Below are 22,322 nucleotides of genomic sequence, written 5' to 3' on the forward strand. Positions count from 1 at the left end.
CGCATAGCGCGCGCACACGCGATTGAAAAGCGGCTCTGCCCCGGCCCCGCCCCCCGCTTGGCTTGAGCCCGCATCGCGCTTGGCATAGGCTCGCGCCGCTACATCTTGCGACAGGAGCCTGCGATGACCAAAGCGCCCCCACAGCGCCTTCACCTTGCGTTTGGTGGCAAGCCGGTCGATCCGTCCCGCTCCGGGAACGCGGCCCGGCTGTGTCATGAGGAGGCCGCCAGCTCGGCCACGGGGAACCTTGGCACCTGACAGGATTGCGCCGATGCGCCGGTCCCTTCTGCTTTGGCTGCATCTGCTGCGGCAGCCGCGCGGCCAGCGCCCGTCCTTTGGCGCCGCGCTGGCGGGCATGGCACACCCGACGGGGCCCCTGGTCTGGCTGCATGTGCCCCGCGGCGCCGCGGTCACGGCAGCGGCGCTGATCGCGCGCCATCTGATCGCGGCGCGTCCGGCGCTGCAGATCCTGGTGACCACCGCCGAAGGCGCGCTGGACGGTAACGGCCTGCCCGACACCACCCAGATGCAGCCCGCGCCCGAAACGCTGGGCGACATCCGCGCGTTCCGCGATCACTGGTGCCCGGATCTGGGCGTCATCCTGGGGGCCGGTGCCGCGCCCGCCCTGATCGCCGGAATGGCCGAGACCGGTCTGCCGCTGATCCTGGCCAACGCCCGGCTTGGCCCGGCCGAGGCCGCGCGCTGGCGGTTCCGCCGCGGCATGGCGCGCGCGCTTCTGTCGCGCTTTATGCGGATCATGGCCGAAGATCAGCCAAGCGCCGCCACCCTAGCCCATCTTGGCGCGCCACGCGACCGGCTGGAGGTTGCCGGCCAGTTGACCGAACCGCCCGAGCCCCTGCGCTGTTCCGAGGCCGAGCGCGCCTCGATCGCGGCGCAGATGCGGGCGCGCCCGGTCTGGCTTGCCACCGCCGTGCCGCCGGGCGAACTGGATGCGGTGCTTGCCGCCCATGCCCATGCGCTGCGCCATGCCCATCGGATGCTGCTGATCCTGGCGCCCGAAGACGGCGGCACGGCCCTTGACCTGGCCCAGCGCCTGCAGGCCGAGGGCTGGGACGTCGCCTGCCGCATGCGCGAGGGGGAACCCGATGAGGATACCCAGATCTTCCTGACCGACGATCCGGGGGAATACGGGCTGTGGTATCGGCTGGCCCCCGTGGCCTATATGGGCGGCACGATCAGCGGCAGCGGTCTTGCGCCGCGCCCACCCGAAGAGGCCGCGGCGCTTGGGGCGGCGATCCTGCACGGCCCGCAGGTTGCACCCCATGCCGCGCAATACGCCCGTCTGACCGAGGCACGCGCCACCCGTGCCGTGACCGATGGCGCCAGCCTGGGCGAGGCGGTGGCCGATCTTATCGCGCCGGACAAGGCGGCGATCCTGGCACATAATGCCTGGGTGGTCACCTCGGGTGGGGCGGGCGTTGCCGAGCGCATGACCCGCGCGATCCTGGCCGCGCTGGATGGCACCAAGGGCACGAAACAAAGGGCAGGATGATGCGCGCACCGCTGTTCTGGTATACCCCGCAGAACCGCCCCGCCTGGCAGGCGCGCCTGCTTGCACCGCTGGGGGCGCTTTATGCCGCCGCCACGGCGCGCCGGCTGGCGCGGGGCGCGCGTGAACATGTGGGGGTTCCGGTGATTTGCGTGGGCAATATCAACGCCGGTGGCACCGGCAAGACCCCGACCGTGATCGCGCTGGCCCAGCACCTTGCCGCGCGCGGGGTCACCGCCCATGTCGTCAGCCGCGGCCACGGCGGTAGCCTTGCCGGCCCCGTTCAGGTGAACGAACGCCACCACAGCGCCGCCGAAACCGGCGATGAACCGCTGCTGATATCGGCCTTCACCCCCACCTGGGTCGCCAAGGACCGCGCCGCCGGCGCGCGCGCGGCGGTGGCGGCGGGGGCGCAGGCGATCATTCTGGATGACGGGCACCAGAACCCATCCCTGGCCAAGGATCTGTCGATCGTCGTGGTCGATGCCGCCAAGGGCTTTGGCAATGGCCGCTGCCTGCCAGCGGGGCCGCTGCGCGAACCCGTTGCGGTCGGGCTTCAGCGCGCGGATCTGGTGCTGTCGATCGGCGCCACCGGCGCGCAGGGGGCCTTTGCCCAAAGCTGGGGCGCGACGATCAACATCCCGCATCTGACCGGGGCGCTGGTGCCTTTGCAGACCGGGATGGATTGGCAGGGCCTGCGCGTTCTGGCCTTTGCCGGGATCGGCCACCCCGAGAAATTCTTTGCCACCCTGCGCGGGCTTGGCGCCGATTTGATCCGAGGCGAAGCGCTGGAAGATCATCAGCCCTTCACCCCCGCGCTTCTGACCCGGCTGGAAAGCGAATCCCGCCTGCTGGGCGCGCAGATGGTCACCACCGAAAAGGATGCCGCCCGCCTGCCCGCCAGCTTCCGGCCCAAGGTTCTGGCCCTGCCGGTGCGCCTGCAGATCGGCGACACCGCACCGCTGGATGCCGCGCTGGCCCGGATCGGGCTTTGACGCCAGCGGATTGGCAATGGGGGCCGTAGCCCCCGGTCAGGCCTTTGCCTTCAGCGCCGCGCGAACCTGGGCATCATGTTCGCCCAGTTTCGGCGACGGCCGGTCCAGCGCCAGATCCGCGCCCGAGAAGGTCACCGGCAGCCGCACCCCCGGCACGCCATCCGGCGCGATCTGCATCCCGCGCGCGACGATCTGCGGATCGGCAAAGACATCGGCCATTTCGTTGATCGGGCCGGCGGGCACGCCGCGCCCCTCACAGGCGGCCAACAGATCGGCGCGGGTGAAGCCGCGGGTCTTGTCGGCGATCAACGAACCAAGTTCCTCGCGGTTGGCAATGCGGTCGGCATTGGTCAGATAGCGCGGATCCTCGGCCAAATCGTCCAGGCCAAGAATGGCGCACAGCTTGCGATACTGGCTGTCATTGCCGGTCGCCAGGATCACGAAGCCATCCGAACAGGGAAAGACCGCATAGGGCACAAGGTTGGGATGGGCATTGCCCATCCGCTGCGGCGATACGCCCGTGGCCAGATAGTTCATCGCCTGATTGGCCATGATCGCGGTGGCCACATCGAACAGGGCCATGTCCACATGCTGCCCTTCGCCGGTGGCAGTGCGCTGGTGCAATGCCGCCAGAATCGCGGTGGATGCGTAGATGCCGGTGAACACATCGGTCACCGCCACGCCCACCTTCTGCGGCTGGCCATCGGGTTCGCCGGTCACGCTCATCAGGCCGGACATGCCCTGGATGATGTAGTCATAGCCCGCCCGGTGCGCATAGGGGCCGGTCTGGCCAAAGCCGGTGACCGAACAATAGATCAGCCGCGGGTTGACCGCGCGCAGCGAGGCGTAATCCAGCCCGTATTTCGCCAGACCGCCGACCTTGAAATTCTCGATCAGGATGTCGGCATCGGCCACCAGGTCACGCACGAAGGCCTGACCTTCGGGGGTGCGGAAATCGCAGATCACCGATTGCTTGCCACGGTTGGTGGCGTGGAAATAGGCCGCCGTTTGCTCGCCGTCGCGGGTGATGAAGGGCGGGCCCCAGCGACGGGTGTCGTCGCCCTCGGGCGCCTCGACCTTGATCACCTCGGCGCCCAGATCGGCCAGGATCTGGCCCGCCCAGGGGCCAGCCAGAATCCGCGCCAGTTCGACGACTTTCAACCCGTTAAGCGGTGTCATGATTACTTCGCCAGTTCCTGGTCGAGGATCGCCTTCAGATCCTCATAGCTCATGTTGGAATGTTTCGTGCCGTTGATCACCAGCGTCGGCGTGGCCGAAATGTCATCGGCGGTTGCGTTCTTCTGATAGGTGGCCACCATCTGCTGGGCCCGCGCCTGATCGTTCAGGCAGGCGTTCAGCTGATCTTCGCTCAGCCCGGCCTTCAGCCCGATCTTGCGCAGATTGGCGGCGACGCTCGCATCCTGCCCATTGCCGATCCAGTCGCGCTGGGTGTCATAGATCATGTCTGCGATGGCGAAATACTTGGGCGCACCGCCGCAGCTGGCGACCAGCCCGGCCCAAAGCCCGAACTTGTCGAAATACACCTCGCGGTGGATGAAGCGGACCTTGCCGGTATCGACATAATCGGCCTTCAGCCGATCCACGACATTTTCATGAAACGTGGCGCAATGCGGGCAGGTGAAGGACGCATATTCGATCAACGTGACCGGCGCATCCTGCTGGCCCATCACCATGTCGGGCAGGATCTGCGCATCGGTGGCTTCCTGCGCCACGGCGGCCAGGCTGAGCGCGCCATCGACCGGGGCCGCGCCCCGCGTCACCCACCAGCCGCCACCGGCCAGAACCACGGCAGCCAGCGCAGCGGCCAGAAGCTTGGAAGAAGTCGTCATCATCGGTCAGCCTTTCTTAGACGGGGCCCGGTTCGCGGCCCGGGATAGGACATTGGCGGCAAGGGTTTCAAGGGCGGCCCGCAGGCCGGGGTCTGAAAATCCCTGCGCGGTTTCACTGGCGCGGGCGCGGATCTGGGGGTCCGGCGCAGCGGGCGGCGGGGCCTTGGGCGCGGGGGCAAACTGGGCCTGCCCCTCGGCAAAGCCGATCGGGGCGGTCTGGGTCAGGATCACGCGCGAGATCGCATTATAGCCATAGCAGGCGTTGACCCGTTCGCGGATACGGGGCAGCTGCATCTGCAACATCGGGGCCGCCGCGCCGATTGTCAGCAACGTCAGCGTGGCGCCAAAGCCGCCCTTGGCATAGCCGATTTTCACCGGCCGGGTCTGGGCGGCGATGTCCTCGCCCACGACTTCGGCCCAGTGGGTCAGAAGGCGCGATACGGCAAAGCCGCGTGCCTCACCGGCGTTGCGGATGCGGTCCTTGACCAGACCCGCGGCAGGTTCAAAGCCGCGCATCCTGCGACTGGCCCCGCCACCGCCCATGCCCTTGACCGCGCCCTTGACCATGCCCGCCTGTCTTTCCCTTTACCCCGCCCTATTCTAGGCAGGTGGCGGGGCATTGCCAGCGGATAGCACCGAAGGGGGGCATAAAGATTGCGTGACGATACCGAAGGCCAGATCGGCGCGGCGCTGCTGGACTGGTATGACCGCGAAGCGCGCGTGATGCCCTGGCGCGTGGGCCCGGCCGAGCGTGCCGCAGGGCAGCGCCCAGACCCCTATCGCGTCTGGCTGTCCGAGGTGATGTTGCAGCAGACCACCGTTGCCGCGGTGCGCGCCTATCTCCGCCGTTTCACCGAGACCTGGCCCACGGTCCACGATCTGGCCGCAGCCGAGGACGGCGCCGTGATGGAGGCCTGGGCCGGGCTTGGCTATTACGCCCGCGCGCGCAACCTTTTGAAATGCGCGCGCGCGGTGGTGCAGGATCACGGCGGCCAGTTTCCCGGCAATGCCCAGGCGCTGCGCGCGCTGCCCGGCATCGGCCCCTATACCGCAGCAGCGATTGCCGCGATCGCCTTTGACGAACCGGCGGTGGTCGTCGATGGCAATGTCGAACGCGTGGTCAGCCGCCTGTTCGCGGTTCAAACGCCGCTGCCCGGGGCCAAGCCGGAACTGGTCGCGCTGGCCGGTCGGATCACGCCGCAGGTGCGCCCCGGCGATCATGCGCAGGCGATGATGGATCTGGGCGCCACGATTTGCACGCCGCGCAGCCCCGCCTGCGGGATCTGCCCGCTGCGGGGCCCGTGCCACGCGCAACGGGCAGGCATCGCCGCCGATCTGCCGCGCAAGGCACCCAAGGCCGCCAAGCCGGAACGGTTGGGCTTTGCCTATGTCGCGCGCGACACCTCGGGCGGGGTGCTGCTGGAACGCCGCCCGGATCGGGGTCTGCTGGGCGGCACGCTGGGCTTTCCCGGATCGGATTGGTCTGAAACGCCGACACCCGCCCCGCCCTTTCCCGCCGACTGGCGCGCGGCACCGGGTGTCGTGCGCCACACCTTCACCCATTTCCACCTGACCCTGCAGGTCTTTGTCACGGTAACCGCGGGAACAGACGGCTTTACCCCGCGCGCCGATTTTCGCCCCGCCGCCTTGCCCACCCTGATGCGCAAGGTCTGGGCCCTGGCCGAGGGCGCCGATTGGCCGCAGCCGGGGTGATTGCGCGCGCCCCGAACGCACCGCTATCATCTGCCATACTGTGCCCGTACCGAGGAACCCATGTCCCCTGCCGCCGACATCCGCCGCCCCGGTCGCGCCCTGCCCTTCTGGCTGTCGCTGGGGATGGTGCCGCTGGCCGCTTTGGGGGCGGTGGCGGGCGGCTGGTCGGTGCTGCTGCTGCCGATGTATGGCTGGGTGATGGTCAGCCTGCTGGACGCGCTTTTGGGCCTGAATGAGGACAACCCCGACCCCACCACCCCCGAGACGGACCTGTTCTGGTACCGGCTGATCACCCTGATCTGGTTTCCGGTCCAGTTCCTGACGATTTTCGGCCTGATCTGGTGGGCCACCCACACCGATCATCTGGGCCTGGCCGAAACGCTGGGCCTGTTTTTCGGCGCGGGCGTGATCTCGGGGTCGATCGGGATCGTCTATGCCCATGAACTGCTGCATCAAAAAAGCCCCGCTGAACGCTGGCTGGGCGATCTGCTGCTGGCGATGGTTCTGTATTCCCATTTCCGCACCGAACATCTGCTGGTGCACCACCGCTATGTCGGCACCCCCCGCGATGCGGTGACGGCGCGCTACAACGAAGGCTTCCACCGCTTTTTCTGGCGCGTTTTGCGCGACTGCCCGGCCTCGGCCTGGCGGGCGGAATCGATGATGCTGGCCCGGGCGGGCCGGCCCGTCTGGCACCGCAGCAATCCGTTCTGGCGCTACGCCGCGCTACAGGGGGCGGCGCTGGTGCTTGCCTTTGCCTTGGGCGGCTGGGCGGGGCTGGGCCTGTTCGCCTTTCAGGCCTTTGTCGCGATCTGGCAGCTGGAATTGACCAACTACATCGAACATTACGGCCTGACGCGGGAATGCCGGGGCGAGGGGCGCTATGAACATGTCCTGCCGCGGCACAGCTGGAATGCGCCGCAAACGGCGTCGAACTGGCTGCTGATCAACCTGCAGCGCCATTCCGACCATCATTTCAAACCTGAACGCCGCTTTCCCCTGTTGCAGACCTACCCCCCGCAAGACGCGCCGCAGCTGCCCCTGGGCTACCCCGCGATGGCCGCGATGGCGATGATCCCGCCGCTCTGGCGGCGGCGGATGAACCCGCGCGTGCGCGCCTGGCGGCGGCAGCACTATCCGCACATCACCGACTGGGAAGATTACAACAAGGGCAAGACGCCGCTGCCGCGCGGATCGGCGTGACGCGCAGCCGCGCGGACCGTATCAGCCCTGCTTCGGGCGGAAGGCGGCGATTCTGGCCGGATCGGTTTCAATCCGCGCCGCGCCGATCAGATCAAGGCAATAGGGCACAGCGGCGAACACCGCATCAAGACAGGTGGCAATCGCCGAAGGCTTGCCGGGCAGGGTGATGATCAGCGACTTGCCCGCAATGCCCGCGCTTTGACGCGACAGGATCGCGGTGGGCACTTCGCGCAATGAGGCGCGGCGCATTTCCTCGCCAAAGCCGGCCAGTTCCTTTTCGACCACCGCCGCGACGCCTTCGGGCGTCTCATCGCGCGGGGCGGGGCCGGTGCCGCCGGTCACCAGGATCAGATCGGCGCCTTCATCCACCAGCTTGCGCAGGGTTTCCGCCACGCTGGCGCGCCCGTCGGGGATGATGTGGCGCGTGATGCTGAGCGGCGAGGTCACCACGCCGCGCAGCCAGTCTTCGCAGCCGGGGCCGCCCTTGTCTTCATATTCGCCGCTGGAAGCGCGGTCGGACACGGTCACAATGGCGGCACGTGGCTGGGCGGCGGTCATTTCTTCGCCACCCGTGCGTTGCGCGTTGCGATCAGTTTCAGCCGCAGCGCATTCAGCCGGATGAAGCCCGCCGCATCCTTCTGATCATAGGCGCCGGCGTCTTCCTCAAACGTCACGTGCTTTTCGGAATAAAGCGAATGATCCGACCAGCGCGCCACGGTCCGGACCGAACCCTTGTAGAGTTTCAAGCGCACCGTGCCGGTGACGTGTTCCTGGCTCTTGTCGATCAGGGCCTGCAGCATTTCGCGTTCGGGGCTGAACCAGAAGCCATTGTAGATCAGTTCCGCGTAGCGCGGCATGATCGAATCCTTCAGATGGCCCGCGCCCGCATCCAGCGTGATCTGTTCGATGCCGCGGTGCGCCTCCAGCAGGATGGTGCCGCCGGGGGTTTCGTAGACGCCGCGCGACTTCATGCCCACGAAACGGTTTTCGACCAGGTCCAGCCGGCCCACGCCATGCTTGCCGCCCAGTTCGTTCAGACGGGTCAGGATCGTGGCCGGGCTCAGCCGCTGGCCGTTGATGCCGACCGCATCGCCACGCTCGAACTCGATTTCCACCATCTCCGGCTCATCGGGCGCATCCTCGGGGTGGACGGTGCGCTGATAGACGTAATCGGGCGCCTCATCGGCGGGGTTTTCCAGAACCTTGCCCTCGGACGAGGTGTGCAGAAGGTTCGCATCGACCGAGAACGGCGCCTCGCCGCGCTTGTCCTTGGCGATCGGGATCTGGTTCTGTTCGGCGAATTCCAGCAGCTTGGTGCGGCTGGTCAGATCCCATTCGCGCCACGGCGCGATCACCTTGATCGCGGGGTCCAGCGCATAGGCCGACAGTTCGAAGCGCACCTGATCGTTGCCCTTGCCGGTGGCGCCATGGGCCACCGCGTCGGCGCCATGTTCATGCGCCAGTTCCACCAGCCGCTTCGAGATCAGCGGCCGCGCGATCGAGGTTCCCAGCAGGTACAGCCCTTCATACAGCGCATTGGCCCGGAACATCGGGAAGACGAAGTCACGCACGAATTCCTCGCGCACATCCTCGATGTGGATGTTTTCCGGCTTGATGCCCAGCAGCTCGGCCTTGGCGCGCGCAGGCTCCAGTTCCTCGCCCTGGCCCAGGTCGGCGGTGAAGGTGATCACCTCGCAGCCATATTCGGTTTGCAGCCATTTCAGGATAATCGAGGTATCAAGACCACCGGAATAGGCCAGGACAACTTTCTTGGGCGCGGACATGGGGCAGCCTCTTTAGCGCAAGGAATATCGCAACGGGGTCTATTGGGTTTTTCCCCTTCGGGCAAGGGTGTGCCATGTGAAAGGCGGGGTGGCACCGTCTTGTCGGTCGGCGCGGCTTGACACAGGCGGTGCTTCGTGGCCGAACGGGGCGGACGGTCAGGCGAGGTTAGGATCATGGGCGGCTTTTCAGAGACAGCGCGGCAGGCGACCAAGGCGCTGCGCGAGTTGTTCGACCCGACGCCGCTGCAACGCAACGACCACCTGTCGAACCGCTACGGCGCGGACATCTGGCTGAAACGCGAAGATCTGACCCCCGTGCGCAGCTACAAGCTGCGCGGCGCCTTCACCGCGATGCGCAAGGTGCGCGCCGCCGATCCCGCGCAAGACCATTTCGTCTGTGCCAGCGCCGGCAACCACGCCCAGGGCGTCGCCTATGCCTGCCGCCATTTCGGGGTGCGCGGCACCATCTTCATGCCGGTGACAACGCCGCAGCAGAAGATCGACAAGACCAGAACCTTCGGCGGCGCGGCGGTGGAAATCGTGCTGACGGGCGACTATTTCGACCAGACGCTGGCCGCCAGCCAGGATTTCTGCGCACGGGCGGGCGCGCATTTCCTGTCCCCCTTCGATGATGCCGACGTGATCGAGGGGCAGGCCAGCGTGGGGGTGGAAATCTTTGCCCAGCTGGGCGGCGCGCCGGACATGGTGATCCTGCCCATCGGTGGTGGCGGGCTGGCGGCCGGTGTCACCGGCTACCTGCGCGAGGTGGCGCCCACGGTCGATTTCCGCTTTGTCGAACCGCTTGGCGGCGCCAGCCTGACCGCGGCCGTAGCGGCCGGCCATCCGGTGACGCTGAAACAGGTGAATTCCTTTGTCGATGGCGCGGCGGTTGCGCGGCTTGGCACGCTGACCTTCGAACGGCTGGACTGGGTGCGCCCGGACCAGGTTCTGCTTGCCCCCGAGGACCGGATCTGTACCACCATGCTGGAGATGCTGAACGTCGAAGGCATCGTCCTGGAACCCGCAGGCGCGCTGTCGGTCGATGTCCTGCCCGAACTGGCCGAGGATATCCGCGGCAAGACCGTGGTCTGCGTCACCTCGGGCGGGAATTTCGATTTCGAGCGCCTGCCCGAGGTCAAGGAACGCGCGCAGCGATATTCCGGGCTGAAGAAATACTTCATCCTGCGCATGCCGCAGCGCCCCGGTGCATTGCGCGAATTCCTGCACATGCTGGGCCCCGATGACGATATCGCGCGCTTTGAATACCTGAAGAAATCGGCGCGCAACTTCGGCTCGGTCCTGATCGGGATCGAGACGAAGCAGGCCGGGGCCTTCCAGGACTTGACAGGCAAGCTTGATGCCGCCGGCTTCAGCTATCGTGACATCACCGAGGATGAGGCGCTTGCGGATTTCCTGATCTGACGGTGCAGCACGCGGCGATCATGCCGCGTCACAGAATTCCGCAACGCGGGCCATGAACTGAACCTTGGACCGGCCATAGCAATCGATCACCGCGCCGACATCGACCAGATCCTGCTGGCCCGCCGCACATTTGCGTTCACCATCCTGACAGATCGCGCCAAAGGCGGCGAAGCCCAGGTTCCAGGCCGAACCCTTCAGGAAATGCAATTCCTCCTCCAGCTTTTCGGGGCGCTGGCCCAGACGCATCACCACGCCTTCAACCTCATCCAGGAACAGGTCCAACACCTCTGCAAACCCATCCGCACCGATTTCGGATCGCAGTTCCGCGACCCGGTTCCAGTCAATCATCACTACCTCCACCACGGGTATCCTTCACCACCTGTCAGCCTAGGGGACAAAGATTTCCGAAGCTTTAATCTGCATAGGATGATTTCGGTTCACCTGCCGTTAAGCCTGGCCTGGCTAGGATCATCGGGTGATTGATTCCGGGGTATTGATTTGCAGCATATGGCAGCCGATCGTGAAAGGACGCGGGCTTCCCCCGCCCCTGACAGGGCGCGCCGGGTGCTTGTCGTGGATGACAGCCGGATGCAGCGCCGGATCCTGTCGGCGCAGCTGTCGCGATCTGGATATGAGGTGGTCGAGGCCGCAACCGCGGAAGAAGCCATTGAAATCTGTTCGCAATCCGAACCCGACCTGGTGATTTCCGACTGGATGATGCCGGGGATGAGCGGGGTGGATTTCTGCCGCCGGTTCCGCGGGATGGACCGGTCGGGCTACGGCTATTTCATCCTGCTCACCTCCAAAACCGAAAAGAATGAGGTGGCCGAGGGGTTGGAAAGCGGGGCGGATGATTTCCTGTCCAAACCCGTCAGCGGCGATGAACTGCGCGCGCGCCTGGCCGCGGGCGAACGCATCCTGCGGATGGAACGCGAACTGAAGGAAAAGAACCGCCTGCTGCGCGCCCAGCAAGAGGCGATCAACCGCGACCTGATCGAGGCGCAAAAGCTGCAACAAAGCCTGATCAAGGAACGCCACCGCAGCTTTGGCAGCGCCGAGGTGTCGTTGCTATTGCGGCCTTCGGGCCATGTCGGGGGCGATCTGGTCGGTTTTTTCCCGATCAATGCGCGGCGCGTGGCGCTGTTCGGCATCGACGTTTCGGGCCACGGGATCACCTCGGCGCTGATGACGGCGCGGCTGGCAGGCTATCTGTCAGGCGCCTCGCCGGAACAGAACATAGCGCTGATCCAGACCGAATACGGCATCTATGACGCGCGGCCCCCGGCCGAACTGGCGGCATACCTGAACGCCCTCGTGCTGGAGGAAATGGAAACCGAAAGCTATTTCACGCTGGTCTATGCCGATGTCGACCTTGTGTCAGGCCGCGTCTTCCTGGTCCAGGCCGGGCATCCGCATCCGGCGGTGCGCCGGGCGGGCGGGGATGTGGAATATATTGGTGTCGGCGGCCTGCCCGTCGGCCTGATCGAAGGCGCGGCTTATGAGGCAAGCGAAACCGTGCTGAAGCCGGGGGACCGGCTGTTACTGATGTCCGATGGCATGACCGAGGCTGCGGACCCACAGGGCACCCTTCTGGGCGAGGACGGGCTGCGCGATCTGATGCTGCGCCATGCCGATCTGCCGGGGCCCGCGTTTCTGGAAGCGCTGATGTGGGATCTTGCGGCCTATGCCGATGACGACCTGACCGATGATGTCTCGGCGGTGGTGTTCGATTTCTTCGGCGCCAAGGCAAATGCGGATTGACCGCCGCCCGGTTCAGCCGCGCCGCGCCGCAAGCGCCGTCGCCAGAAAATGGCGATCGCCGTCATTGCCCAGCGCCTCCAGCGCCTCATCCAGGGGTAGCCAGACCGCGCGATGCGCGGGTTCGGTGGGCGGCCCGACCGGCCGCACCGGCCGCGCGGCATAGATCGTGCACAGCTTTTCCGCCCAGCGGTCGTATTCCGGCATGAAGGTGAACCGCCGGAACGCCCCCAGGCGCACGGGTTGCGCGATGATCCAGCCGGTTTCTTCGCGCACCTCACGGTGCAGGGCACGGATTGCGCTTTCCCCGGGGTCGATGCCGCCGCCGGGCAGCTGAAATTCCGGCTGCGGCCAGGATTGATGGGTCACCAGCACCCGCGGCCCCCGCCGCAGGACGGCATAGGCACCGGGGCGCAGGGCATAGCGCTGCCCGCGTTTCACCGCCTCACCAAAACGTCGGATCATGGCTTGCCCCTTGGGTGATCGGTTGCCGTGCCTATATTGCCGGGGTATGCCAGCCCTCGGGCTGTTCGAAAACCCCCAAGGAACCCTGATGACCACGCTTTCGCAAATCGCCTGGGACGATACCGTCCTGCCGTTTCAGCTTGACCTGTCCGATATCCGCGGCCGGGTTGCCCGGCTGGACGGTGTTCTGGAACGGATTCTGGCGCAACACGATTACCCCCCCGCGATTGAGGGGCTGGTGGCCGAGGCTGCCTTGCTGACCGCGCTGATCGGCCAGACGATCAAGCTGCGCTGGAAACTGTCGCTGCAGATCCGCGGCAATGGTCCGGTGCGAATCATTGCGACAGATTACTACGGCCCCTCGGAAGACGGGGCGCCCGCGCGCATCCGCGGCTGGGCCAGCTTTGATGCCGAGGCGCTGGACCCCGCGACCGATCCCTTCGCGCAGATCGGCGCGGGGTATTTCGCGATCCTGATCGATCAGGGCCAGGGAATGGTGCCTTATCAGGGCATTACCCCGATCGCGGGCGGGTCGCTCGCCGCCTGCGCCGAGACCTATTTTGCCCAGTCCGAACAGCTGCCCACGCGGTTTTCCCTGTCCTATGGTCGTTCGACCCTGCCCGGTCAGGGCGAACGCTGGCGCGCCGGGGGGGTGATGATTCAGCACATGCCCAAGGCCTCGCCGTTCGTGGCATCGGGCGAAGGGTCGGGCGAGGGCGGGTTGCTACATCACCATGACCTCGTCGAGGGCGATGAGGGGGAAAACTGGCGCCGCGTGAACATGCTGCTGGATACGGTTGAGGAGATGGAGCTGATCGGCCCCACGGTGCAGCCCACCGACCTGCTTGTGCGCCTGTTCCATGAAGAAGCCCCGCGCGTCTTCGACCCCCAGCGGGTGGAATTCGGCTGCACCTGTTCCGCGGACCGGGTGCGGGAATCGCTGTCCATCTATTCGGCCAAGGACATCGCGCATATGACCACCGATCAGGGCACGGTCACCGCCGATTGCCAGTTCTGCGGCGCACATTACGTGTTTGATCCGCAAAGCCTGGGCTTTGAGGCGCAGAAAAACCCCGATGGCACCCCCAAGGAGCCGTCGGATGGCTGATCCGCTTGCCCCGGTTCTTGCCGCTCTGGCGCGACTGGGGCGGCCGTCGTCGGATTACGATCTGAACCCCGGCACCCCCCTGCCCGAGGGGCGCAGGCTTCGCCCCGCCGGGGTCTTGCTGGCGTTCGAGGACAGGGCCGATGGCGTGGTGCTGCACCTGACGAAACGGTCCTCGCACCTGCGCAACCACCCCGGCCAGATCGCCTTTCCCGGTGGCAAGGTCGATCCCGATGATGCTGGCCCGGTCGGTGCGGCGCTGCGCGAATCGCACGAAGAAATTGGCCTGTCGCCCGATAATGTCGAGGTGTTGGGCACGATGGCGGCGCATGAGACGGTGACCGGTTTTCTGGTGACCCCGGTTCTGGCCCGGGTGCGCGCGCCCTTTGTCCCCATCTCCGAAGCGGGCGAGGTCGCCGAGGCCTTCACCGTGCCGCTGACGCATGTTGCCTGCCTTGCGAATTTCCGCATCGAGGGGCGGCGATGGCTGGGCACAAGACGGCACTATTACGTGGTGCCCTATGGACCCTATTACATCTGGGGCGCGACCGCGCGTATCCTGCGGGCGCTGGCGGACAGGATGGCACCATGAAGCTGTCGGGTGCCTGGATTGAAGCCGATCATGTCCAGCAGGTTCTGGCGATGCTGGATCGCGGCGGCCATCAGGGGCTTCTGGTCGGGGGCTGTGTGCGCAACGCGCTGTTGGGGCAGGCGGTGTCGGATATCGACATATCCACCGATGCGCGGCCCGAACGGGTGATGGAACTGGCCGCCGCTGCGGGGCTGAAAGCCGTGCCCACCGGGATTGATCATGGCACCATCACCGTGGTCGCGGATCATCTTCCCCATGAAATCACCACCTTCCGGCGTGATGTGGAAACCTTTGGCCGCCATGCCGTGGTGGCCTTTTCCGACCGGATCGAGGACGATGCCGCGCGGCGCGATTTCACCATGAACGCGCTTTATGCCCGTGCCGATGGGCAGGTTCTGGACCCGTTGGGGACGGGGCTTGCGGATCTGGCGGCGCGGCGGGTGCGGTTCGTGGGCCATCCCGGCGACCGCATCCGCGAGGATTACTTGCGCATCCTGCGGTTCTTTCGCTTCACCGCCTGGTATGGCGACCCTGATCAGGGACCGGAACCGGATGGGCTGGCGGCCTGCGCCCGCCATGCGCGCGGGCTTGAGGGGCTGTCGCGCGAACGTCTGGGGGCCGAGTTGAAAAAGACCCTTGCCGCGCCAGACCCGGCCCCGGCGCTGGCCGCGATGCAGGCGGCGGGGGTTCTGGGCCATGTCCTGCCGGGGGCGGATGCGCGCGCGCTTGCGGTACTGGTGCATCTGGAAGCCGGCACCCCGCCCGACCCGATCCGGCGGCTGGCGGTTCTGGGGGGCGAGGGGGTGGCCGACCGCCTGCGCCTGTCGAAGGCCGAGACGAAGCGGCTTGCCAACCTGGCCCTGGCCCGGCAAGAGCCGTCGCCCGGTGCCCTGGGCTATCGACTGGGCGCAACGGATGGCGCGAATGCGGTGCTGGTCCGCGCCGCGCTGTTGGGCCAGGCCCCGCCCGAAGACTGGCAGGCGGAGGTGGCGCGGGGGGCGGCGGCACGGTTTCCCGTCACTGCGGCCGATCTGATGCCGGCGCTGTCCGGACCCGCGCTTGGCGCGCGCCTGCAGGACCTTGAGGCGCGCTGGATCGCATCGGGATTTACGCTGTCGCGGGATGAGCTTCTGGCCTGACCCTTGGATATGACCGCACCGCCCTATATGTTGGCGATGAAAGCGAGTGATCCGATGATTGACCCCTTCCGCCCCGCCGAAGGGCCCCCGCCGCAGCGCCTTGGTGCATTTTTTCGCTGGTGTCTGAAGGGGTCATGGCCCGCCCTTTGGCTTGCCGGCGCGCTGTCGGCCCTGTCCGGCACGATGGAGGTGGTTTCCGCCTTCCTGCTGGGGTGGGTGATCGATTCCGCGCTGGCGGCGGAACCGGGCCGGGTCTTTGCCGACAACTGGCCGCTGATGGCGGCTTTCGCCGGGTTCTACCTGGTGCTGCGCCCGATCACCTTTGGCATGTCCTCGGCTGCATCGAACCTATTGATCAACCCCAATGTGATGCCGCTGGTCCTGTCGCGGCTGCACCGCTGGACGATGGGCCAGTCCGTCACCTTCTTTGACAATGATTTTGCGGGCCGCATCGCGCAAAAGCAGATGCAGACCGCCCGCGCCGTCACCGATGTGGCGACCGAGATCATCAATACCGGCGCCTTTGCGCTGGCCTCGATTGTCGGCTCGATCGCCTTCCTGTTGGGCGTCGATATCTGGGGCGCGGTGGGGATGACGGTCTGGCTGATCCTGTATCTGTCGCTGATTCGCTGGTTTCTGCCCAAGGTGCGCGGCAAATCGGCGGCGCGCGCCTCGGCCCGGGCGATGGTGACGGGGCAGGTCGTCGATACGGTCACAAATATCAAGACGGTCAAGCTGTTCGCCCATGCCGCGCATGAAGATCGCGCCGCGCTGGGGGCAATGGCCACCTTCCGCGCCCGCGCCCATGATTTTGGCGTTGTGTCCACCACCTACCGGATGTCGCAGATGGCGCTGTCGGGCATTTTGCCGGTGATGCTGGTGGGGGCAGCCATCGTCATGTGGCAGCAGGGCGCCGCCAGCGCGGGCGATATCGCGGCCTCGGGCGCGATTGCGATGCGCATCGCGCAAATGTCGGGCTGGGTATCCACCGCGCTGATGGGGATCTGGGGGTCCGTGGGCGAGGTCGAGGATGGGATGCGCACGCTGGCCGCGCCACATGCGCTGGCCGATGCGCCGGACGCCGCCGAACTGCCCAAGGCCCGCGGCGAGATCCGCTTTGAAGGCGTCTCTTTCGCCTATGGCCGACGCGCCGGAGGGGTCGAAGGCATCGACCTTGTCATCCGTCCCGGCGAACGGCTGGGGATCGTCGGGGCCTCGGGCGCGGGGAAATCCACGCTCGTGGCGCTTCTGCTGCGGCTTTACGATGCCGAGGCTGGCCGCGTCCTGGTTGACGGACAGGATGTCCGCAAGGTCACGCAGGAAAGCCTGCGCCGCCAGATCGGTATGGTCACGCAGGAAACCGCGATGTTCAACCGATCCGCCCGCGAAAACATCCTGTATGGCAGCCCCGACGCGACCGAGGATCAAATGATTGCCGCGGCACGGGCCGCCGAGGCACATGACTTCATCCTTGGCCTGCAGGACCACAAGGGCAACCGCGGCTATGACGCAACGCTGGGCGAACGGGGGGTCAAGCTGTCGGGCGGCCAGCGCCAGCGCATCGCCTTGGCCCGCGCTTTCCTGAAGGATGCGCCGATCCTTGTGCTGGACGAGGCGACAAGCGCGCTGGACAGCGAGGTCGAAGCCTCGATCCAGGCGGCGCTGCACCGGGTGATGGCGGGCAAGACGGTTCTGGCCATCGCGCACCGCCTGTCGACCATCGCCGAATTGGACCGGATCGTCGTGCTGGATCAGGGCCGGATCGTGGAACAGGGCAGCCATGCCGAGTTATTGGCGCAAGGTGGCCTTTATGCGCGCTACTGGGGCCGGCAGTCCGGCGGCTTCCTGGGCCTTAAGGACGGGGCTGAGGCGGCGGAATAGGGGCTTTGCACCGCGCGCGCGGGCCTGCTAATCCCACCGCGAAGGAAAGGATGCCCATGCCCCTGACGATTGACCGCTTGTCCCTGCATGCCGATGGCGTGGCCCGTGGCCCGGACGGCACCGTCCATGTCGCCATGGCCCTACCCGGCGAGGTTGTGGAAGGCGAGGTGATCGCCGGTCGCATTGCCGCCCCCCGCATCGTGACACCCAGCGCCGACCGGGTGCGCGCGCCCTGCCCGCATTACCGCGCCTGCGGCGGCTGCGTTCTGCAACACGCCTCGGATCGCTTCGTCGAAGCCTGGAAGGCCGAGGTGGTGCGCGTCGCGCTGGCCGGCCAGGGGCTGGAGGCACCGGTCACCGGCGTCGATACCTCGCCACCCCGATCGCGGCGGCGTGCCACGCTGGCGGGGCGGCGCACCAAGACGGGCACGCTGGTGGGCTTTCACGCCCGCGGTTCGGATACGCTGGTCGATCTGCGCGACTGCCTGATCCTGCGCCCGGAACTGATGGCCATGCTGCCCGCCCTGCATGAGGCGACCGCCCTTGGCGCCAGCCGCAAGGCCGAGGTGGCCTTTACCCTGACCCTGTCCGACGCCGGGGTGGAAATCGCGGCGCAGGGCGGCAAGGAAATCGACCCGCCCCTGTTCGAGGCGCTGGCCGATCTGGCCCGGCGCCACGATCTGGCGCGCCTGGACTGGAACCGCGACACCGTGGCCGCGCGCCGCCCCCCGATCCAGCATTTCGGCAAGGCGCGCGTCACCCCGCCCGCCGGGGCCTTCCTGCAAGCAACCGCCGAGGGCGAGGCCGCCTTGCTGGCGGCCGTCCGCGAAGCCGTCGGCGGGGCTGGTCGGATCGCCGATCTGTTCGCCGGATCGGGCACCTTTGCCCTGCCGCTGGCCGAACAGGCCGAGGTGCACGCCGTCGAGGGCGAGGCCGCGATGATCGCCGCGCTGGACCGGGGCTGGCGTGAAGCGCAGGGTCTGAAACGCGTCACCACCGAAACGCGCGACCTGTTCCGCCGCCCCATGTTGCCCGACGAACTGGCACGGTTCGACGCGGTCGTGATCGACCCACCCCGCGCCGGGGCCGAGGCGCAGGTGGCCCAGATCGCCACGGCGCAGGTGCCGGTGCTGGCGCATGTGTCCTGCAACCCGGTCACCTTTGCCCGCGATGCCAGAACCTTGGTCGGCGCGGGATATCGGATCGACTGGGTCCGCGTGATCGATCAGTTCCGCTGGTCGGCCCATGTCGAACTGGCCGCGCGCTTCAGCCTGCCGCGCTGACACAATCGTGATCGCCCCGTGTGAACACTGGCGAGAAACACGAATCCGCGCTAGTTTTCTGCCAAACAACAAAAGCCGATTGGCGGGCATACGGGCAGTGTCATGCAAACAAGAAGATCGATCCTACTGGGCAGTGCGGCCTTGGGCGGGCTTAGCCTGCTTGCCGGTTGCGGCGGCGACAGCAGCGGCTATAGCGGCGGCGGCCCGAAGTTCCGCCACTATGACGGGCCCCCGGTCACGCAGGTGCAGGTCTTCAAGGAAAAGCGGAAGATGTATCTTATTTCCGGCACCCACGTGCTGAAGAAATACGACATCAAGCTGGGCGGCAACCCGATCGGGCACAAGCAGTTCGAAGGCGACGGCAAGACCCCGGAAGGGGCCTATTGGATCGACCGGCGCAACGGCAACAGCGCCTATCACCTGTCGCTGGGGATTTCCTATCCGAACGAACGCGACCGCGCCTATGCCGAATCCCAGGGCAAGAAGCCGGGCGGCGACATCTTCATTCATGGCGAGGCGGGCAAGAACAACGGTCGCAGCAGGGACTGGACGGCAGGCTGCATCGCAGTCACCGACGCCGAGATCGAGGAAATCTATTCGATGGTCCGCGACCACACCCCGATCTTCATCTTCCCCTGAAGATCATCCCATGAAAAAGGGCCCCGCGGGGCCCCTTTGTGCCGATCGCGGCGGCCGTCAGCCGCCCGTGACCATCGTCCACCAGATCTTGCCGGACGGTTCCTGGAACCAGGCAAAACCCATATCACGCGCGGCGGGGTTCAGGATCACGTCCCGCGTGTCGGCCAAGGCCATCCAGGCGGACAGCGTCTCGATCTCGGTCTCGAAGGTTTCCGAGATGTTTTCCCCCAGGATTTGGCCCATATAACCCGCCCGGCGCGCGCGATCCAACGGGGACGAGCCATCCGAACCGAAGTGCCAGGGCCGGTTCTGCGCGGCCATGTCGCGCGCATGGGCCGCCGCCGATGCCGTCAGTTGCGGGTTCATCGCCACAGGCGCGGTGCTGCGCGCCGCCCGCAGCGTATTGACCGAATCAAGCACGCGGGCGGTGATTTCGGCCTCGTCACCGGGACGGATTCGATACATCTGCGGCAGGGGCTTGCCATCCGGGCCAAGCGGCGGGCCTGCCGGCTCACACGCGGCAAGCGCAAGAACGCCAAGCATTATCAAACCTTTGACGATATTCATCGGGCCCACCCTCTGCTGAACAGCGCAGAGCCTTACATCTTTGATCCAAGCGCCGCAAACCCACAGTTGCGTGAACAGGCGTGATGACATCCGTTTGATTTGCACCTGCGGCACACAAGCCATATTTAAAGCGCAAAATCCGGCAAACGTCCGGTGACGATGGAGTGGACAAGATGACTGACGTGCGCAAGACGCTCAACCGCAGGGCCTTTCTCGGCACCGCCGCGCTGTTCGGCGCCGGTCTGGCGATGCCGGGCGTTGCGCAGACGCTGGATGCCGGTGCGCAGACCTTCGAGGAAACGGCGAACACCAACATGCGGCGCAACATTTCCAGCTTCCGCGCGATGGATTGGCGGCCGTATTTCAACGACACCCGCAATGGTGCGATCCTGGTCGACATCACCTCGCGTGCGCTGCATTTCTGGTCCGACGATCAAACGGTCTACAAGCTTTACCCCAGCTCGATCCCGGTGTCCGAAGACCTGACCCGCCGTGGCCGGACCGAGGTGATCCGCAAGGTCGAAGGGCCCAGCTGGGCGCCGACCCCGGCGATGAAACAACGCAATCCCGAATGGCCCGATTATGTGCCGCCCGGGCCCGACAACCCGCTGGGCACCCATGCGTTGCATCTGTCGTGGCAATATTACCGCATCCACGGCACGCATGACACGCGCAAGATCGGGCGCAAATCGTCGAACGGCTGCATCGGCCTTTACAACGAACACATCGCCGAACTGTTCAACCTGTCCAAGGTCGGCACGCAGGTTTTGATCATCTGATCCGGCCAGACCGAAAAATATGACCCCGGCCGCGAACCGCGACCGGGGTTTTTCATGGGTAGCTTAACGCTTGCCGCCCTTGCCGCCGGACTGCGCACCCGAGCCATCGTTTCGCCCCGCGCCGCCGTCGCCATCACGGCGACCCGCGGCCTTGTCGTCGGCATCGCGGCGCATGTCGCCCTTCATCTCGTCTTCGCCGGGGGTGTTGGCGCTTTTTTCCTGCCGCGAGTCGTGTTTCTTGGCCATCACGACGTCATCGGCATCGGCCCAGGGGTTGTTATGCGCGGCATTGGCCACACCGCCCAGCGTCAGGGCGGCGGCAATTGCCATCAAGGAAATGGTTTTCTGCATGATAAATCCTTTCTGCTCTGGATCACCAGCTGGCCGCGCCACAGGATCATGGCCCGCTGGTCGCCTCTTGGGTGCGCCAGAAATGTGAACACCTGCTTAACATCGCCGGCAACGGACAAGATGCCGCAGGCCGCGCATGAAAAACCCCGCGGAATTGTATCCGCGGGGCTCATGGGTCAGGCCGGGCCGGGATTTACTTGATCCAGCCCATCAGGTTTTCCGAGATCACCTCCATCAGGGCGGTGATATGGGCGTCGTCATCGTTCAGGCAGGGGATGTAGGTGAAACTTTCGCCGCCCGCATGTTCAAAGGCCTCGCGGATTTCGCCGTTGATCTCCTCCAGCGTCTCGATGCAGTCGGCCGAGAAGGCCGGCGAGATCACCGCGATGTTTTTCTTGCCCTGTTTGGCCAGCTCGGCCACGTGTTCGACCGTGTAGGGGCGCAGCCATTCCTCGCGGCCAAAGACCGACTGGAAGGTGGTGTGGATGTCGTCCTTGGCCCAGCCCAGCCGTTCGCGCAGCAGGCGGGTCGTTTTCGCGCATTGGCAGTGGTAGGGGTCGCCTTCCATCAGGTAGCGCTTGGGCATGCCGTGATAAGAGGCGACCAGAACGTCGGGCTTTTGGTCGGGCGTCGGATAGAACCGCTCGACCGACTTTGCCAGCGCGTCGATATAGCTGGGCCGGTCGACATATTCCGGCGCGATCCGCACAGCGGGTTGGCGCTTGATATCCATCAGCGCACGGAAGAACTGATCATTCGCCGTGGCCGAGGTGGGGCCGGCGTATTGCGGATAAAGCGGGAAGAACAGGATCTTTTCACAGCCCTGTTCCACCAGCCGGTCCACCACCGATTTGGTCGAGGGGTTGCCGTAGCGCATGCAGAAATCAACGATCACCTCATCGCCCCAGGCGGCCTGCGCGGCGGCGGCGATCTTGGCGGTCTGCGCCTTGGTGATCGTCATCAGCGGGCTTTCGTTCGCCTCATGATTCCAGATCGACTTGTAGTTCGCGCCCGAGGTGAAGGGGCGTTTCGTCAGGATCACCAGCTGCAGCAGCGGCTGCCACAGGTAGCGCGGATAATCGATCACGCGCTTGTCCGACAGGAATTCGTTCAGATAGCGGCGCATCGACCAATAGTCGTAATTGTCCGGCGTGCCCAGATTGGCCAGCAGCACCCCGATCTTCTTGCGCGGCACCGGCGGGTGATCGGCGGGGGCATGGGCAAGGCGGCCGTGGCCGGGGTGGATCAATTCCTTGGTCATCACTGTCGTCCTGTGCTGTCTTCGG

The 22,322-nt window shown here is 66.1% G+C and carries 23 protein-coding genes; 13 read left to right on the forward strand and 10 right to left on the reverse strand.

Annotated elements, in window-relative coordinates:
* Positions 1–271 precede the first annotated feature (271 nt).
* Both MXB90_RS12495 and lpxK read left to right on the forward strand, forming a co-directional pair.
* Positions 272–1,513 carry a 3-deoxy-D-manno-octulosonic acid transferase gene (locus MXB90_RS12495; protein WP_250045415.1) on the forward strand — a complete coding sequence of 414 codons (1,242 nt, stop codon included), beginning with the start codon at positions 272–274 and terminating at the stop codon, positions 1,511–1,513.
* Positions 1,513–2,505: a tetraacyldisaccharide 4'-kinase gene (gene lpxK, locus MXB90_RS12500; RefSeq protein WP_250045416.1), complete on the forward strand. Its 993-nt coding sequence runs from the start codon at positions 1,513–1,515 to the stop codon at positions 2,503–2,505. The genes MXB90_RS12495 and lpxK overlap by 1 nt, the downstream gene beginning before the upstream one ends.
* 36 nt (positions 2,506–2,541) lie before the next feature.
* Here lpxK and MXB90_RS12505 read toward each other — a convergent pair whose 3' ends face one another.
* From MXB90_RS12505 to MXB90_RS12515, 3 genes are read right to left on the reverse strand one after another with little or no spacing between them, the layout of a single operon-like run.
* Positions 2,542–3,687 (reverse strand): CaiB/BaiF CoA transferase family protein, encoded by a 1,146-nt coding sequence (locus MXB90_RS12505; protein ID WP_250045509.1) that lies wholly within the window; start codon positions 3,685–3,687, stop codon positions 2,542–2,544.
* Positions 3,687–4,355, reverse strand: a complete 669-nt coding sequence (locus MXB90_RS12510; RefSeq protein ID WP_250045418.1) for a DsbA family protein — start codon at positions 4,353–4,355, stop codon at positions 3,687–3,689. Before MXB90_RS12510 ends, MXB90_RS12505 begins: the two co-directional genes overlap by 1 nt.
* 6 nt (positions 4,356–4,361) lie before the next feature.
* Positions 4,362–4,922, reverse strand: coding sequence for a DUF721 domain-containing protein (locus MXB90_RS12515; protein ID WP_250045421.1), 561 nt, complete (start codon positions 4,920–4,922; stop codon positions 4,362–4,364).
* Between the two features lie 87 nt (positions 4,923–5,009).
* Between MXB90_RS12515 and mutY the strand changes: the two genes are divergently transcribed.
* A complete protein-coding gene (mutY, locus tag MXB90_RS12520) occupies positions 5,010–6,068 on the forward strand; it encodes an A/G-specific adenine glycosylase (RefSeq protein WP_284040824.1) in 1,059 nt (352 codons plus the stop codon).
* A gap of 60 nt (positions 6,069–6,128) precedes the next feature.
* The gene (locus MXB90_RS12525; protein ID WP_250045423.1) at positions 6,129–7,271 is read left to right on the forward strand and encodes an alkane 1-monooxygenase; all 1,143 of its coding nucleotides are present in this window, start codon (positions 6,129–6,131) and stop codon (positions 7,269–7,271) included.
* Positions 7,272–7,292: 21 nt separating this feature from the next.
* On the opposite strand, the gene mog is transcribed toward MXB90_RS12525, so the two are convergent.
* Positions 7,293–7,829, reverse strand: coding sequence for a molybdopterin adenylyltransferase (gene mog, locus MXB90_RS12530; RefSeq protein ID WP_250045426.1), 537 nt, complete (start codon positions 7,827–7,829; stop codon positions 7,293–7,295).
* On the reverse strand, positions 7,826–9,055 hold the full coding sequence (locus MXB90_RS12535) for an argininosuccinate synthase (RefSeq protein ID WP_250045428.1): 1,230 nt from the start codon (positions 9,053–9,055) through the stop codon (positions 7,826–7,828). The genes mog and MXB90_RS12535 overlap by 4 nt, the downstream gene beginning before the upstream one ends.
* A gap of 174 nt (positions 9,056–9,229) precedes the next feature.
* Here MXB90_RS12535 and ilvA point away from each other — a divergent pair, with 174 nt between their 5' ends.
* Positions 9,230–10,477, forward strand: coding sequence for a threonine ammonia-lyase IlvA (gene ilvA, locus MXB90_RS12540; protein ID WP_250045430.1), 1,248 nt, complete (start codon positions 9,230–9,232; stop codon positions 10,475–10,477).
* An 18-nt stretch (positions 10,478–10,495) separates the two neighbouring features.
* On the opposite strand, the gene MXB90_RS12545 is transcribed toward ilvA, so the two are convergent.
* Positions 10,496–10,825, reverse strand: a complete 330-nt coding sequence (locus tag MXB90_RS12545) for an Hpt domain-containing protein (protein WP_250045432.1) — start codon at positions 10,823–10,825, stop codon at positions 10,496–10,498.
* A 216-nt stretch (positions 10,826–11,041) separates the two neighbouring features.
* On the opposite strand from MXB90_RS12545, the gene MXB90_RS12550 reads away from it, so the two are divergent.
* Complete coding sequence (locus tag MXB90_RS12550; RefSeq protein ID WP_349665909.1) at positions 11,042–12,238, forward strand: PP2C family protein-serine/threonine phosphatase; 1,197 nt, start codon at positions 11,042–11,044, stop codon at positions 12,236–12,238.
* Positions 12,239–12,250: 12 nt separating this feature from the next.
* On the opposite strand, the gene MXB90_RS12555 is transcribed toward MXB90_RS12550, so the two are convergent.
* Positions 12,251–12,700, reverse strand: coding sequence for an NUDIX hydrolase (locus MXB90_RS12555; protein ID WP_250045437.1), 450 nt, complete (start codon positions 12,698–12,700; stop codon positions 12,251–12,253).
* An 88-nt stretch (positions 12,701–12,788) separates the two neighbouring features.
* On the opposite strand from MXB90_RS12555, the gene hslO reads away from it, so the two are divergent.
* From hslO to MXB90_RS12585, 6 genes are all read left to right on the forward strand, one after another.
* Positions 12,789–13,808 carry an Hsp33 family molecular chaperone HslO gene (gene hslO / locus MXB90_RS12560; RefSeq protein WP_250045440.1) on the forward strand — a complete coding sequence of 340 codons (1,020 nt, stop codon included), beginning with the start codon at positions 12,789–12,791 and terminating at the stop codon, positions 13,806–13,808.
* Positions 13,801–14,397, forward strand: coding sequence for a CoA pyrophosphatase (locus MXB90_RS12565; RefSeq protein ID WP_250045441.1), 597 nt, complete (start codon positions 13,801–13,803; stop codon positions 14,395–14,397). The genes hslO and MXB90_RS12565 overlap by 8 nt, the downstream gene beginning before the upstream one ends.
* Complete coding sequence (locus tag MXB90_RS12570) at positions 14,394–15,536, forward strand: CCA tRNA nucleotidyltransferase (RefSeq protein ID WP_250045443.1); 1,143 nt, start codon at positions 14,394–14,396, stop codon at positions 15,534–15,536. Before MXB90_RS12565 ends, MXB90_RS12570 begins: the two co-directional genes overlap by 4 nt.
* Before the next feature lie 54 nt (positions 15,537–15,590).
* On the forward strand, positions 15,591–17,417 hold the full coding sequence (locus tag MXB90_RS12575; RefSeq protein WP_462982302.1) for an ABC transporter ATP-binding protein: 1,827 nt from the start codon (positions 15,591–15,593) through the stop codon (positions 17,415–17,417).
* Between the two features lie 56 nt (positions 17,418–17,473).
* Positions 17,474–18,700, forward strand: a complete 1,227-nt coding sequence (locus tag MXB90_RS12580) for a class I SAM-dependent RNA methyltransferase (protein WP_250045445.1) — start codon at positions 17,474–17,476, stop codon at positions 18,698–18,700.
* 102 nt (positions 18,701–18,802) lie between these two features.
* Positions 18,803–19,339, forward strand: a complete 537-nt coding sequence (locus MXB90_RS12585) for a L,D-transpeptidase family protein (protein ID WP_250045447.1) — start codon at positions 18,803–18,805, stop codon at positions 19,337–19,339.
* Between the two features lie 57 nt (positions 19,340–19,396).
* Here MXB90_RS12585 and dalA read toward each other — a convergent pair whose 3' ends face one another.
* The gene (gene dalA, locus MXB90_RS12590; RefSeq protein ID WP_462982303.1) at positions 19,397–19,906 is read right to left on the reverse strand and encodes a divisome-associated lipoprotein DalA; all 510 of its coding nucleotides are present in this window, start codon (positions 19,904–19,906) and stop codon (positions 19,397–19,399) included.
* A 173-nt stretch (positions 19,907–20,079) separates the two neighbouring features.
* Between dalA and MXB90_RS12595 the strand changes: the two genes are divergently transcribed.
* Positions 20,080–20,685, forward strand: coding sequence for a L,D-transpeptidase (locus MXB90_RS12595; protein WP_250045451.1), 606 nt, complete (start codon positions 20,080–20,082; stop codon positions 20,683–20,685).
* 63 nt (positions 20,686–20,748) lie between these two features.
* Here MXB90_RS12595 and MXB90_RS12600 read toward each other — a convergent pair whose 3' ends face one another.
* A complete protein-coding gene (locus tag MXB90_RS12600; protein WP_250045453.1) occupies positions 20,749–21,036 on the reverse strand; it encodes a hypothetical protein in 288 nt (95 codons plus the stop codon).
* A 193-nt stretch (positions 21,037–21,229) separates the two neighbouring features.
* On the reverse strand, positions 21,230–22,297 hold the full coding sequence (gene hemH, locus MXB90_RS12605) for a ferrochelatase (protein ID WP_250045455.1): 1,068 nt from the start codon (positions 22,295–22,297) through the stop codon (positions 21,230–21,232).
* Positions 22,298–22,322 lie beyond the last annotated feature (25 nt).

The organism is Phaeovulum molybdatiresistens, from assembly GCF_023544865.1.
In the GTDB taxonomy this organism is placed as follows: Bacteria; Pseudomonadota; Alphaproteobacteria; order Rhodobacterales; family Rhodobacteraceae; genus Pontitalea.